Annotated in this window: 11 protein-coding genes; 5 read left to right on the top strand and 6 right to left on the bottom strand. The window is 37.0% G+C overall.

The features are described from left to right. Nucleotides 1-57: 57 nt before the first annotated feature. From pyrR to AEQU1_RS14955, 5 genes are all read right to left on the bottom strand, one after another. Nucleotides 58-597 carry a bifunctional pyr operon transcriptional regulator/uracil phosphoribosyltransferase PyrR gene (pyrR, locus tag AEQU1_RS14935; RefSeq protein WP_111882475.1) on the bottom strand — a complete coding sequence of 180 codons (540 nt, stop codon included), beginning with the start codon at nt 595-597 and terminating at the stop codon, nt 58-60. Between the two features lie 142 nt (nt 598-739). After that, nucleotides 740-2,632, bottom strand: coding sequence for a 30S ribosomal protein S1 (rpsA, locus tag AEQU1_RS14940; RefSeq protein ID WP_111882381.1), 1,893 nt, complete (start codon nt 2,630-2,632; stop codon nt 740-742). A 267-nt stretch (nt 2,633-2,899) separates the two neighbouring features. Further along, the gene (locus AEQU1_RS14945) at nt 2,900-5,596 is read right to left on the bottom strand and encodes a DNA gyrase/topoisomerase IV subunit A (protein ID WP_258455306.1); all 2,697 of its coding nucleotides are present in this window, start codon (nt 5,594-5,596) and stop codon (nt 2,900-2,902) included. A 125-nt stretch (nt 5,597-5,721) separates the two neighbouring features. Then, on the bottom strand, nt 5,722-6,159 hold the full coding sequence (locus AEQU1_RS14950) for a hypothetical protein (RefSeq protein WP_111882383.1): 438 nt from the start codon (nt 6,157-6,159) through the stop codon (nt 5,722-5,724). 96 nt (nt 6,160-6,255) lie between these two features. Then, complete coding sequence (locus tag AEQU1_RS14955; RefSeq protein ID WP_111882384.1) at nt 6,256-8,106, bottom strand: DNA topoisomerase IV subunit B; 1,851 nt, start codon at nt 8,104-8,106, stop codon at nt 6,256-6,258. Nucleotides 8,107-8,325: 219 nt separating this feature from the next. Between AEQU1_RS14955 and AEQU1_RS14960 the strand changes: the two genes are divergently transcribed. The 3 genes from AEQU1_RS14960 to AEQU1_RS14970 all read left to right on the top strand — a co-directional run bounded on the left by AEQU1_RS14960 (nt 8,326) and on the right by AEQU1_RS14970 (nt 10,612). Then, a complete protein-coding gene (locus tag AEQU1_RS14960) occupies nt 8,326-9,222 on the top strand; it encodes a DnaJ C-terminal domain-containing protein (RefSeq protein ID WP_111882386.1) in 897 nt (298 codons plus the stop codon). Then, entirely contained in the window at nt 9,222-9,515 is a 294-nt protein-coding gene (locus AEQU1_RS14965; protein ID WP_111882388.1) for a chaperone modulator CbpM, read from the top strand. The genes AEQU1_RS14960 and AEQU1_RS14965 overlap by 1 nt, the downstream gene beginning before the upstream one ends. A gap of 83 nt (nt 9,516-9,598) precedes the next feature. Then, nucleotides 9,599-10,612 (top strand): phosphatase PAP2 family protein, encoded by a 1,014-nt coding sequence (locus tag AEQU1_RS14970; protein WP_111882389.1) that lies wholly within the window; start codon nt 9,599-9,601, stop codon nt 10,610-10,612. 59 nt (nt 10,613-10,671) lie between these two features. Here AEQU1_RS14970 and ychF read toward each other — a convergent pair whose 3' ends face one another. After that, nucleotides 10,672-11,766 (bottom strand): redox-regulated ATPase YchF, encoded by a 1,095-nt coding sequence (gene ychF, locus AEQU1_RS14975; protein ID WP_111882392.1) that lies wholly within the window; start codon nt 11,764-11,766, stop codon nt 10,672-10,674. Between the two features lie 201 nt (nt 11,767-11,967). On the opposite strand from ychF, the gene AEQU1_RS14980 reads away from it, so the two are divergent. Continuing rightward, nucleotides 11,968-12,441: a hypothetical protein gene (locus AEQU1_RS14980; protein ID WP_111882394.1), complete on the top strand. Its 474-nt coding sequence runs from the start codon at nt 11,968-11,970 to the stop codon at nt 12,439-12,441. Nucleotides 12,442-12,706: 265 nt separating this feature from the next. Next, entirely contained in the window at nt 12,707-15,427 is a 2,721-nt protein-coding gene (locus tag AEQU1_RS14985) for a TonB-dependent receptor (protein WP_111882395.1), read from the top strand. Nucleotides 15,428-15,453 lie beyond the last annotated feature (26 nt).

The raw sequence follows: 15,453 nt of genomic DNA on the forward strand, positions 1-15,453 counted from the left end.
GATGCTTTACGCTTTAGGCCGCCTATTGCATACTGCCTAAAGCTTGTGGCGAAAATTTTAACTTTTAACTAAATACACAGCGTCTTCTCCATCATTTTCTTTCCAACAAACCCGTACCTTTTCCCCATCAAATGCATCTACCTGCCTACCTCGATAATCTGGCTGAATAGGTAAATGACGACTAAAACGGCGATCAATTAATGTAAGTAGTTCAATCTCTGAAGGTCTTCCAAAAGATTGCATGGCCGTTAATGCAGAATTAATACTTCTTCCCGTAAAAAGTACATCATCTATAAAAACAACGTTTTTATCTTCAACAATAAAATCAATCCGGGTTTGATTGGCCTCTAAAGGTTTTTCACTTCTTCGAAAATCATCGCGATAAAAGGTAATGTCTAAATAGCCAAGCTTGATGTTCTTAATTTTATATTCGGTTTCAAGTAATATTTTAAGTCTTTCGGCTAAAAATACACCTCGAGGCTGAATTCCAATAAGTACGGTTTTGGAGAAATCGTCGTGTTTTTCAATCAATTGACAAGCCAAACGGTTAAGCGCAATGTTTATCTCTGTTGCGTTTAGTAACACTTTTTGGCTCATAGGAAGTTCTGAATTGTATTCAGAAAGCAAAAATACATTTTTTTTGGCTTTTAAAAGTGATGTATTTAAAATTGATTTAAATCCAGAAAGCAAAAAAGCCTCTCGTTTCCGAAAGGCTTTTCTTTATTTATAAATGTAACGATTATTTTTTACCGTCCATTTTGTCTTTAAGTGCTTGAAGCGCAGAGTTAGCATCACCTAAAGTGGTTTTTGCCTCTTCCTGTGAAGATGCTTGTTTTTTAACAGCTTCTTTTACAATTTTCGCTTCTTCTTCTTTGTGAAGTATCATATGTGAAGCAACCACTTTCTTGAATTCTTTGTTGAATTCAATAATTTGAAATTCTGCTTCATCACCTTTCTTCAACATAGAACCATCTTCTTTTTCAAGGTGACGGCTTGGTACGAAAGCTACGATATCATCGTTAAAGTTTATTGTTGCTCCTTTATCCACTACTTCAGCAATTGTAGCAGTGTGCTTAGTTCCAACAGCAAATTCGTCTTCGTATTTATCCCAAGGGTTTTCTTCAGTTTGTTTATGACCTAAACTAAGTTTACGGCCTTCAACGTCCAATTCCAATACAACCACTTCAAGTGTGTCACCAATATTGGTAAATTCACTTGGGTGCTTGATTTTCTTGGTCCAAGAAAGATCGCTTATGTAGATAAGCCCATCGATACCTTCTTCCAATTCAACAAAAACACCAAAATTGGTGAAATTGCGAACAATACCTTTATGGCGTGAACCAACTGGGTATTTTTTAGTGATATCAGTCCATGGGTCTGGAGTCATTTGTTTAATACCAAGGCTCATTTTACGTTCTTCCTTATCCATTGTAAGGATTACCGCTTCAACCTCATCACCAACATTCACGAAATCCTGTGCACTACGTAAGTGTGTAGACCAAGACATTTCGCTAACGTGAATAAGACCTTCAACACCTTCAGCAACTTCAATAAATGCACCGTAGTCTGCAATAACAACTACTTTACCTTTTACTTTATCACCAACTTTCAACTCTTCTCCAAGAGCTTCCCATGGGTGAGGATTCAATTGCTTAAGACCTAATTGGATACGTGTTTTATCTTCATCGAAATCAAGAATTACAACGTTCAATTTCTGATCAAGTTCAACAATCTCATTTGGATGGTTGATACGTGACCAAGAAAGGTCTGTAATGTGAACAAGTCCATCAACACCACCAAGATCAACAAATACTCCGTATGAAGTGATGTTTTTAACAACACCTTCAAGTACTTGTCCTTTTTCAAGTTGGCCGATGATTTCTTTTTTCTGCTCTTCAATATCCGCTTCAATAAGCGCTTTGTGAGAAACAACAACGTTTTTAAATTCGTGGTTAATTTTAACAACTTTGAATTCCATTGTTTTACCAACGTAAACATCGTAATCACGGATTGGTTTAACATCAATTTGCGAACCTGGCAAGAATGCTTCGATACCGAAAACATCTACGATCATACCACCTTTCGTACGGCATTTTACGTAACCGTTTACGATTGTAGCTTCGTCGTGAGCCGCATTTACGCGATCCCAAGCCTTAATGGTTCTAGCTTTACGGTGGCTAAGAATTAATTGACCAGTACTGTCCTCACGAACGTCGATCAATACCTCTACTTTGTCACCAACTTTTAAATCTGGATTGTAACGGAATTCATTTAAAGAAACAACACCCTCACTCTTCGCGTTAATGTCAATGATTGCATCACGATCTGTAATGAAAACCACCTTTCCTTCAACAACTTCGTCATCAAGTGTGTCTACGAAATTCGCAGCTACTAGTTTTTCGAATTCTTCCAGCTTACCATCGTCAATAGGATCAATACCCTCTTCGTAGTTGTGCCAGTTGAAATCTGCAAGAAATTTTTCAGGATTGCTTTCCTTTAAAGAAACCTCCTTTGCAGGTTTTTTAGTTTCCTCAGTTTGAGTTTCTTCAGTTGCCATTTCTGCAACTGCATTTTCCTCTTGTTTTTTTGCAGCTTTTTCTTCAGCTACTTCTTTGTTTGCTTTATCAGCCATTTGTTTGTAGAATTGATTTTTTACAGCTCCGAAGTTTCGGCAATACCTTTAAAAACCAATGTTTTGTATTCTGCTTTGTTACAAGATTTTAATGCGACTATCCCACAGAAGGGTTTGTTTTTGTTTTGTTTCAATTCCTCTTATTCTTGACTCGTCGCTAAAAGGGGTGCAAAAATAATGTTTTTCTTTTGAAAATCAAAAGGTTTGGAAACAGAAAGTAAGATTTCTTCTGAAGAAATAAATTAAAACAGGCTTTGTTTAGAAACATCAAAACAACAACCCTTGTCCGCCTTCATCTGTTTTGGAGCCATTATCGTCGTTTGAATCGTTTGCCTCTGAATTATTTTCGACTTCAGGCCCTTCTTCATCTGAAGCCATATCTTCCTCATCCACAACGTCCATCTCTTCTGGCTCAATAGCTGGAGGTGGATCGTAAGGCAAAGGTTCTAAGGTGTTTATTTCCAAAACCTTTTCCTTAGTCAGTTGGTTGCCCATTGCGGTAATTCCTTTTACAGCGATGAATTCTTCCAAATTAAGCTCCATATTTTCATCACGCTCCTGCCCTCTTTTTTTGGCAAAAACAATCTGTGTCATTGGGCGGTAATCTGTAAAAATCTTCTCGAGGTATGAATTGGGGTGCTCAGTGATAATAGTTTCTTCTTTATCTGGATGTTCAATCAAAAAGCGCTTCACATAAAAAAGTTCCTTTTCTCCTTCCCAATAAATGGCACTTAATGGTTTTTTGGGATCCCACTTTTCAAGAATAATCATGTCGTCATCAAAACGTAGCTGAAGATCGGGAACTACTGTTTTAACAATGCCTTTTTGATTTACGATAAGCAATCTATCTTCTTTCCTAAATTCACCTAAAAGCTCCCCGCGTTCATCAACATTTAAGCGCTGCACAGAATCATCAAACCATATTTTTCGGGGTTTCAACGTGGAAAGTCCTTTCTCTTTAAGCTCAATTTTTTTAATGGAATACTTGGTGACAATATTTCCTTTGGAATTTCTTCCTTTAACCAACTGATCGGCAAAATCAAGATCAAATTTCAGTTTTTTGATGCTTCCACTTTGGCGCAAATAAATGGTGACAACTTCGGCTTCACCATTAGCGTTTGCCGTAAAATAAAGTACTTTGGAGCCTTTATTTCCATTGGTCATATCATACTCTCTATCTCTAGTCGTAGAAGTTACCGCAAAGCGCTTCACATAATTTGCACCACGTGCACCATCGCGATATACCATGTTGTATATGGTTCGCTTATCCTTCTTTTTAAATACCGCTACGTGGATAATACCTTTGCCTACAAAAGTTTTTTGGTCCACTTTGGTGACCATCATAACTCCATCTTCGGTGAAAACTATAATGTCATCAATATCACTGCAATCAGTAACATATTCGTCGCGTTTTAAACTTGTACCCACAAAGCCTTCTTCGCGGTTTACATACAGTTTTGTATTTCTGATTATAACTTTCGTTGCTTCTATATCATCAAATGTTCTAATTTCGGTTTTACGTTCCTTTCCGGCTCCGTAATCCTTTTTCAACCTTTTGAAATAGTCAATCGCATATTCAATCAAATTCGCTAAGTGATGCTTTATCTTAGCTATGCTATCTTCCAGCGCATCAATCTTTTGCTGCGCTTTATCAATATCAAATTTAGAAATTCTTTTAATGCGAATTTCTGTCAAGCGCACTATGTCTTCTTCGGTAACGGCGCGCTTTAAATGCTTAATGTGTGGCTGCAAACCTTTATCAATTGCGGCAATTACACCTTCCCAAGTTTCTTCTTCTTCTATGTCGCGATAGATTCTGTTTTCAATGAAAATACGTTCCAAGGAAGCAAAATGCCACTGCTCCTCAAGTTCACCCAATTGAATTTCGAGTTCGCTTTTTAGCAATTCTACTGTGCGGTCCGTACTAACGCGAAGCATTTCGGAAACACCTACAAATAAAGGTCTATTGTCTTCAATAACACAGCCTAATGGCGAAATTGAAGATTCACAAGCAGTGAATGCATAAAGCGCATCAATAGTTTTATCTGGCGATATACCGCTAGGCAAATGAATTTGGATTTCTACTTCAGCAGCAGTGTTATCCTCTATTTTTTTGATTTTTATTTTCCCCTTTTCATTCGCTTTCAGAATGGTGTCAATCAGCGACGAAGTATTGGTTCCAAATGGGATTTCGGTAATTATAAGTGTGTTTTTATCCAGTTGGTTGATTCTGGCTCGACTGCGAATTTTACCGCCTCGCAAACCATCGTTATAATTGGCAACGTCCATAATCCCGCCCGTTGGAAAATCTGGGTAAATCTGAAATTTTTTCCCTTGCAAGTGCTTGATGGAAGCATCAATGAGTTCAAGAAAGTTATGTGGAAGAATTTTAGTAGAAAGTCCAACGGCAATCCCTTCTCCACCTTGATTCAACAATAGCGGAAATTTAACAGGAAGATTGATTGGCTCTTTTCTTCGTCCATCATAAGAAGCCTGCCACCTAGTTACTTTTGGGTGATAAACTACATCCAAGGCAAATTTTGAAAGTCGTGCCTCAATATATCGTGAAGCTGCAGCACTATCACCCGTGAGAATGTTTCCCCAGTTTCCTTGGGTATCTATCAACAAATCTTTTTGACCAATTTGCACCATGGCATCAGCAATACTAGCATCCCCGTGCGGGTGGTATTGCATGGTGTGACCAACAATATTCGCAACTTTGTTATAACGCCCATCATCCAAATCTTTCATAGACTGCATAATACGGCGTTGCACAGGCTTAAACCCGTCCTCAATTGCAGGTACTGCGCGTTCCAAGATTACATAACTTGCATAATCCAAAAACCAGTCGCGGTACATTCCAGTTACCTTTTTTATGGATTCGCCAGACGTATCGTCATTTACGCCCAAGTAGTCTGGGCCCGTGATTTCTTGTTCTTCGTTATTGTCGAGTTCGTCACTCATTATTTATTACCTATTCTTTAATTTTATTTTTTATTCTCTGTGTAACTCTGTGATTCTTTGTGTAACTCTGTGTTATAGCTATTACGACAAGTTGCGCAAAGGTTTCACAGAGATTCACAAAGGTTTTATTTTTGAATTACATACGTATTAAGATCAGGTTGTATTGCTTGTCCATTGACCTGAAATTTCTCAATTTCATAAGTATCAAAGCAAAAACCGTCATTTCTTGCTATATCTATATTTAATATATCCGTTTCTTCAGAATTCAGCTTCAACATATAATCTTGTCCAGATTCCAATAAATCGAAATAAATTTGAATAACCGTAATTCCTATGGATTCATCTTCAAAAAAATCTATAGCAGAAATCTGTTGGCCATCTTTTTCCAAAGAAATTTCGGAAGGTTTATAAACGTTATCTTCTCCAATTAAAGAAACACCATCTCCATCTATAATAGATATAAATGCAATTGGCTGTGAGGGTTGTATACTTTCACATTCATCATTTTTATTGCAAGACAATATTACAAGGCAACTTAAAACTATTAAAATCTTATTTTTCATAAAATTTTTATTTCGTTAAATATAAATTAGACTTTCCGAATATAATGCACGCAATAATTCGCGAACCTACTGCCAACTGCTAATGATTACTGTTCACTACTCCTCAACCCTATCAAGTTCAACCTTCAAATTCTCAATAATAAATTCCTGTCTGTCGGGTGTGTTCTTGCCCATATAAAAAGAAAGTAATTCTTCGATACTCATCGATTTATCGAGCATCACAGGATCCAAACGAATATCATTCCCAATAAAATGTACAAACTCATCCGGTGAAATTTCTCCCAAACCTTTAAATCGGGTGATTTCGGGTTTTGGATTTAATTTTTCTATTGCATTAACCCTTTCTTCTTCGGAATAGCAATAAATAGTTTCCTTTTTATTTCGAACACGGAAAAGCGGGGTTTGCAAAATATACAAATGCCCTTCTTTTATCAATTCAGGGAAAAACTGAAGGAAAAATGTAATCAGCAATAATCTAATGTGCATTCCATCCACATCGGCATCAGTTGCTATAACAATATTGTTGTAGCGCAAATCTTCCATTGAATCTTCAATATTCAATGCGGCTTGCAAAAGATTGAATTCCTCGTTTTCATAAACAATCTTTTTGGTCATTCCGTACGTATTTAGGGGCTTTCCACGGAGTGAGAAAACCGCTTGCGTATTTACATCACGACTTTTGGTAATACTTCCACTCGCAGAATCTCCCTCGGTTATGAAAAGGGTTGACTCAAGATTTCGTTCATTTTTTATATCTGCCAAATGCACACGGCAATCCCGCAATTTTTTATTGTGAAGATTGGCTTTTTTAGCTCGATCCTTAGCGAGTTTACGAATGCCACTTAGTTCTTTCCGTTCTCTTTCAGCTTGGACTATTTTACGCTGAATTCCATCTGCAGCCTCAGGATTTTTATGAAGGTAATTATCGAGCTGTGTTTTAACGAAGTCATTTATAAACGTTCGCACTGTTGGAAGTCCGTCGCCCATATCAGTAGAACCTAATTTGGTTTTGGTTTGGCTTTCAAAAACAGGTTCGGTAACTTTTATACTAATCGCCGAAACGATTGACTTTCGCACATCGCTGGCATCGTAATTTTTATTGTAAAATTCGCGGACAGTTTTTACCAAAGCTTCGCGAAAAGCGGCCAAATGCGTTCCACCCTGCGTGGTGTTTTGCCCGTTCACGAAACTGTGATATTCTTCGCTGTACTGGGTTTTACTGTGTGTCATCGCAATCTCGATATCTTCACCTTTTAAATGAATTATCGGATATGCACTGTCTTCTTCAGAAATGGTTTCCATCAAAAGATCTTTCAAGCCATTTTCAGAATAGAATTTTTCGCCATTAAAATCTATCGTCAATCCCGGATTTAGATAGACGTAGTTTTTCAGCATTTTTTCTACATACTCATTTCGATACTTGAAATTTTTAAAAATACTTTCGTCTGGAATGAAAATTACCTTTGTTCCTTTTCGCTTTGTAGATTCTTCAACCGCAAGGTCATTTTTAAGTTCGCCCAATGAAAACTCAGCAGCTTTCAGCTGATTATCGCGAACCGATTCAACTTTAAAAAATGAAGAAAGTGCATTTACAGCCTTTGTTCCCACACCATTTAAACCAACAGATTTCTTAAACGCACGACTGTCATACTTTCCACCCGTGTTCATTTTGGAGACAACATCGATCACTTTTCCCAGTGGAATGCCACGACCGTAGTCGCGAACTTTCACTTCTTTGTCTTTTATTCGAACTTCAATGGTTTTTCCGGCACCCATTACAAATTCATCAATACAGTTATCAATCACCTCTTTTAGAAGAATATAAATACCGTCATCTGGCGAAGAACCGTCCCCAAGTTTCCCTATATACATACCTGGACGCATGCGGATATGTTCCTTCCAGTCGAGCGAGCGTATGTTGTCTTCGGTATATTGTGTTTCGGCCATAAAGATTTGGTGTAGGGTTGCTAATATAAATATACGGTAGCACTTGTGAAACCAATACTTGGGAAAGTAATTAACAATAAAATGGCCGGGATTGTTAGTAAAATTAAGAAGAAGCTTAATGTATAAAAAAACGAATTACTAAACTTTTGTGAAGAATGAGCATTATCATTGATTCCTTATAATTCTTTTTATAATTTCATTGCGTAAATAAAAACATCAATGGAATTTATAGATTATTACAAAATTCTTGGTCTTGACAAAAGCGCAACTGCAGCAGACATTAAGAAAGCGTACCGAAAACATGCGCGAAAACTACATCCAGATTTAAACCCTAACGATAAAAAAGCGCAAGAAAAATTTCAACAGCTTAATGAGGCGAACGAAGTATTGAGCGATGTTGAAAAGAGAAAAAAATATGACCAATATGGAAAAGATTGGCAGCACGCAGATGCCTATGAACAAGCAAAACAACAACAGGGTTCGCAAGGATTCGGCGGACAACGAACCTATTCTGGTGGCGGACAGGGTTTTGACGAAAGTCAGTTTTCAGACTTTTTTGAATCTATGTTTGGCGGCGGTGGCGGCAGCCGAAGACAGACATCACAGTTTAAGGGACAGGATTTGAATGCAACACTTCGGTTGAATTTAACCGATATTCTTAAAAACCAGAAGCAAACAATCAGCATTGGTGATAAAAAGATTCGATTGACTATTCCTGCTGGTGTTGAAGATGGACAGACTATTAAAATAAAAGGCTACGGTGGCGAAGGAAGAAATGGGGGCCCAAAAGGCGATCTATTAATCACTTTTGAGATATTTAATAATACAGCCTTTAAGCGGGTTGGCAGCGATCTTTACAAAACAGAAAATATAAGTCTTTACAATGCACTTTTGGGCGCCGAAATAACCATTGACACTTTGGATGGTGCAGTAAAATTGAAAGTAAAGCCTGAAACCCAAAACGACACCAAGGTTAAATTGAAAGGCAAAGGATTGCCCATATACAAAAAAGAAGAACAACACGGGGATCTGTACATTACTTACAAGATTGAAATTCCTAAAAACCTTTCAGAAAAAGAAATAGAATTGTTTAATGAACTTTCAAAACTGAGATAATGGCAAGAGAAAAATATATATTGGTAAGTCATTTTTGTAATCATACAGAGATTGAAGTTTCATTTGTTGAGAATCTTCAAGAATATGGGCTGGTGACATTTGAAAAAAGGGAAAACGATCTTTTCATGGGTGAAAAAGATATAACGGAAATAGAGAAGTTGTTTCGCCTTCATCACGACTTAGGGATTAATTTTGAGGGACTGGACGCAATAAAACAGATGCTTAAACGCATGGAAAAGATGGAAAAACAAATGGATTTACTAAAAAAGCAACTGAGACTTTATCAAGAATAAAAATCCAAAAACCATTATAAATAATTTTTAAATATAAGTTAAAGGATATTTTCTCTATTGGCTATCTATATATCTTAGCGCCTATGAAAAAAACCACCTTCCTAATAGCGCTATTATTTATAGCGCACACCTACGCTCAAGACAGCTTAAAGGTCACTAAGACAATTTATAATTTTAATTCGAAAGCTTTAGCTTCACAAGAATCAGATAGTCAATTTAATGATTTTTATGCAGGTCTTGTTCAAACAAATTCTTCAACCGTAAAATCACCCAATACTGATTTTTCGAAAAATATTTCAACTAAAAGTGATAAAAGCATTTCTCCATACGAATGGAAGTGGGTTCGAGATGGAATCTGGACCGGAGCAGCACTTGGAGCGAGCGCTTACGGACTACTTTTAATAAAAAACAAAGAAGATTTCCCTTCAGAAAAAGAAATCAATTTCACTGACCCACAATTGCTGCAAGATAAAATTGACAATCTACCCTTTTTAGATAAATGGGTGGCGGGTAAACACTCAGAAAGTGCAAATAGTATAAGTGATATTCCTTTTGCCCTTTCATTTGTCGCACCTTTTGCATTTCTTTTTGATGATGAAATTAATGATCATACTGGACAATATATAGGTTTGTATATTGAAAGTTTGGCTACGACCGCAGCTTTATACACAATTACTGCCGGTTTAGTAGATAGAAGTCGTCCATATGTTTATGACAATAGTGGCGATACTTCAAACGATAGAAGGTTTAAAAATAATGGCCAGCGTGCTTTTTACTCCGGTCATGTTGCAGCTACAGCCACAGCTACATTTTTTGCGGCCAAAGCTTATACTGATTTCAATCCAGATGCCAATGGAAAAATATTTATTTGGGGTGGAGCTGCCGTTCTTCCCGCAGCTGTTGGAGTTTTTAGAATGGAAGCGGGCCAACACTTTTTATCTGATGTACTTATAGGATATGTTTTGGGTGCGGGAACTGGAATTTTAGTCCCTGAATTACACAAGAGAAAAGTAGATAATTTAGATGTTTACCCGAGCTCTGGGACCAGTTTTAATGGCGATAGTTATAACGGAATGGCTTTTAGATATACTTTTTAGATTTTTAACTACTTCGAATAAATTAAAAAAAAATCCCGCAAGAGCGGGATTTTTTATTTTTATACATTAAAACGGAAGTGCATCACATCTCCATCTTTTACAATATATTCCTTTCCTTCCACCCCCATCTTTCCTGCTTCTTTTACTTTAGTTTCGCTTCCGTAAGTTACATAGTCCTCATATTTAATAACTTCAGCACGGATAAAACCTTTTTCAAAATCTGTATGTATTACTCCAGCTGCCTGTGGTGCTGTTGCGCCCACGGGAATTGTCCAAGCTCTCACTTCCTTTACCCCTGCTGTAAAATAGGTTTGAAGGTTCAATAATTTATAAGCACTACGAATCAATTTTGCCGAACCTGCTTCATCCAGCCCTAAATCTTCGAGGAACATCTGTCTTTCTTCAAAAGTTTCCAATTCGGTTATATCTGCTTCTGTGCCCACTGCTAAAACCAATACTTCGGCATTTTCTCCAGCAACGGCTGCTTTCACTTTTTCAACATATGCATTTCCTGTAGCGGCAGATTCTTCATCCACATTGCAAACGTACATTACAGGTTTGTCTGTAATAAATTGTGCATTCACAATAAATTCTTCACGTTCACTTTCTGTCAAATCTATTGCGCGGACTGAAATTCCGGCTTCCAAACCAGTTTTTACTTTTAGTAAAGCAGTTTCTTCTTTTTGGGCTTCTTTGTTGCCTGTGCGTGCGGCACGTTTTACTTTTTCAAGTTTTTTGTCAACCGTTTCCAAATCCTTCAATTGAAGTTCAATGTCTATGGTTTCCTTATCGCGAATTGGGTTTACATTCCCGTCTACGTGTACAATGTTATCGTTATCAAAACATCGCAACACATGAAGAATAGCATCTGTCTCGCGAATATTACTCAAAAACTGATTCCCCAAACCTTCACCTTTACTCGCTCCTTTTACAAGCCCAGCAATGTCAACAATTTCAACAGTTGCGGGAAGTACACGTTCGGGATTTACCAATTCTTCCAATTTTAACAAGCGCTGATCGGGCACGTTTACCACACCTACATTAGGCTCAATGGTACAAAATGGAAAATTGGCACTTTGTGCCTTTGCGTTAGACAAACAATTGAAAAGAGTGGATTTTCCCACATTTGGTAATCCTACAATACCTGCTTTCATTAAGTTTATTTTTTAGGGCAAACCTTTGCTTAAAATAGCTTCGGTTTACGAAGGCGCAAATATACATCTTCAAAACTGACTTTTCGCAATTGATTAAACTGCTTTTCATAAAAAAGTTTAGGTTTTATTTCACTAAAATTTTACAAGAACTTAACGATTGTAACACTATGTTTACAAGATAAACCTTAATAACCAATAATTATGAAACGTATTTTAATGAGTATTGCTGTTGTTGCCTTATCAATAACCGCAACCCAAGCACAAGTAAATAAAACTGTAAAAGAAGAATCTACCGTAAAACGTGTTATTACCAAAGAAGGAAGTGATGTGAAAATTAAGGAGATTAAAGATACTGATACCGAAAGTGGCGCTGTGATTGTTAAAGATAACAATGAAACTAACCAAGAGTTCAGCGAAACCACAAAAAAAGATTCTGATAAAAAAATAATGGTAGATGAAACAAACGTTGATCTACAAAATGAAGCTATGATTGCTGAAAAAAAATTACAGCAGCAGGAACAGCTTGAAGCTTCAAAAAAGCAACAGGCAGAATTGGCAGCCAAGAAAAAAATGGAATATGAAGCTAAACAAGCCCAGATGCAGAAAGAACTTGCAGAAAGAAGAGCACAATTAGAATCAAGACCGAAAGGAATGTCTAAATTGAAAAAGGACTAAATATTTTTTACATTTTTTAAAAACCGTCTCAATTATATTGAGGCGGTTTTTTTGCAAATTATTTTCTTCAAAAATTTCGCGAAAAGTTAATATGTATTTTTTATTGTTTGGAATTGATATTCCCGTCACAATTTTGTGATTAGGATAAATTTTTTATTTAGAAAGTTATGTGCAAAACCTTGTTTATAAATTCAAAACAAAATCGAGGAATAAATAAATTAAAAACCTAACTTTAACAAATAACTAACACAAAAAACAACTAACAATGAAGAAAATTACATTTCTATTATTTTTTATTTGCGGAATTGCTTTTTCGCAAGTCACCGTTTCTGGATCGGTCACGGATGACACTGGAGTCCCCCTTTCATTTGTAAATGTGGTTGAAAAAGGCACAGCAAATGGAACCACTACTACGATAGATGGTGTTTTTACAATCGAGGTAAAAAACAATGCTACACTAACCTTTAGCTATGTTGGTTTCAACACCCAAGAAATTAAAGTAGATGGACAAACAAATATTAAAGTTACATTATCCGAAGGAGAATCACTGGAAGATGTAATGATTGTAGGCTCGCGAAGCCCAAAAAGAACCGCTGTAAATTCCGCAGTTCCTATTGATGTGATTGATGTGGAAGCCACAACAATGCAAGTAGGTAAAGTGGAAATAAACGAACTTTTGCAATATGCAGCTCCGTCTTTCAACGCAAGCAAACAGTCTGGGTCAGACGGCGCAGACCACATTGATCCTGCTTCCTTGCGCGGTTTAGGACCTGACCAAACCTTGGTCTTGATAAATGGTAAAAGAAGACACCAATCTTCACTTATAAACGTTTTTGGAACTCGCGGCCGGGGAAATACAGGTACTGACCTAAACGCCATTCCGGCTACTTCCATTAAGCGAATAGAAATATTACGCGACGGCGCTTCCGCACAATACGGTAGCGATGCTATTGCAGGTGTTATAAACATAGTGCTCAAGGACAATGTTGATGAATTAACCGGAAGCGTTTCTTACGGAGCATATAGCAACAATGCAGATGTTGACACTAGTGATTTTACGGAAGATGCTTACGGACTTTGGAATACAGACGGGTATCGTCTTGACACCGAAAAGGATGGAAATGCAATTGGAAAGGATAAAAGTTTCGATGGGGGCTCTTTAAAATTTGGCGCTAATTACGGATTTGCGATTGGCGAAAAAGGAGGTTTCGCAAACTTTACAACTGAATATATCAACAAAAATAAAACCCTACGCCCTACTTTCGATTTCAGAAAAGGTTTTGGCGAAGCCGCTATTGAAGGTTTTAATTTAATGGGAAATGTTGGAATTCCCGTAGGTGAAAAAACTGAAGTTTATGCTTTTGGCGGAAGAAATTATAGAGATACCGATGCATATGCTTTCACAAGAAATGATGGAAATCGTGTTGTTGAATCAATTTATCCAAATGGTTACACTCCAAGAATTACCTCGATAATTACAGATAATTCAGTAGTTGCCGGTGTTAAAACCACAGCCGATTCTGGATGGAAAGTGGATATTAGCAACGCTTATGGTATTAACAACTTTCACTATTATATAAAAGGGACATTAAATGCCTCATTGGTAGGTCTGTCTCCAAATGAATTTGATGCCGGAGGCCACTCCTTGTCACAGAACACGGTAAATTTGGATTTTTCTAAATATTATGATGATGTTTTAAGCGGAATGAACTTGGCTTTTGGAGCAGAATACAGAACCGAAAACTTTAAGATTTTTGCAGGCGAAGAAGGCTCTTATGCCACATATGATGTTAACGGAGTTGCTGTAAATGCAAACACGCCCGAAGCAAACATTGTAATTTATAGAGACAATGAAGGCAACCCAATTTTAGACGATGACGGCAATCAAATATTAAGACCGGGAGGTTCTCAAGGGTTTCCAGGTTATGGTCCTACAAATGAGGTGGACAGAAGTAGATCAAATGTTTCTGTATATGCAGACGGAGAATTTGATTTAAGTGAAGCTTTTTTAATAAGCGCAGCGGGACGTTTTGAAAATTACAGCGATTTCGGAAGCACTGTTAATGGAAAGCTTGCAATGCGATTTAAAGCTACAAATAACATAAACGTTAGAGGTTCGCTTAGTACTGGATTTAGAGCTCCATCCCTAGCTCAGAAATATTACAATCTTCGATTCACCAATTTTATTGGTGGCGAAGCAAGCGATCAATTGTTATCTCCAAACAATAGTCCAGTTACAGCTTCTTTTGGTATTGGACAGCTAAAGGAAGAAACATCTATAAACGCTAGTTTGGGTTTTACTGCAAACTTTTCAAAATTTACTGCTACTGCAGATCTTTATTATATAGATGTTAAAGACAGGATTGTTTTAACAGGAAATTTCCCTGCTCCAGATATAGAAAATGTAGATTCTGCACAATTTTTCGTGAATGGAGTAGATACAGAAACCACAGGACTTGATGTTGTACTAACTTATAAAGACAATTTTGATGATAATATTATTGGAGTCTCGGTTTTAGCGAATATCAATAATATGGTAATTAAAGATGTGAAAAACGGCAATCTTGACGAACAAACATTTTTTGGGGAAAGAGATAAAGCTTTTCTATTGGCATCAGCCCCGGAAAGTAAGTTGGTAGGAATTCTTACCTATGAAAGAAATTGGTTAAGTGCCGGACTTACCATTACACGTTTCAGTGAAGTTGAACTTTTAGATTTTCAAATGTTTGAAGATTCTGCAGATTACGGTGGTTTCGAAAATCAAATTATTGCCGCAACAGATACTTACACAGCTAAATTTGTAACTGATCTTAATCTTGGATTTACAGTTTCAGAAAATATAAAATTGAACGTGGGCTCCAATAACCTTTTCAATATATATCCAGACCAGCAAGATGATTGGACGGAAGGAGGCGGATATTGGGATTCTGTTCAAATGGGCTTTGGCGGTGCGTTTTATTATGCTCGCATTAATTACAATTTCTAAAATTTAGAATTTAATTTAACCCTGTT

Source organism: Aequorivita sp. CIP111184, from assembly GCF_900489465.1.
GTDB lineage: Bacteria > Bacteroidota > Bacteroidia > Flavobacteriales > Flavobacteriaceae > Aequorivita.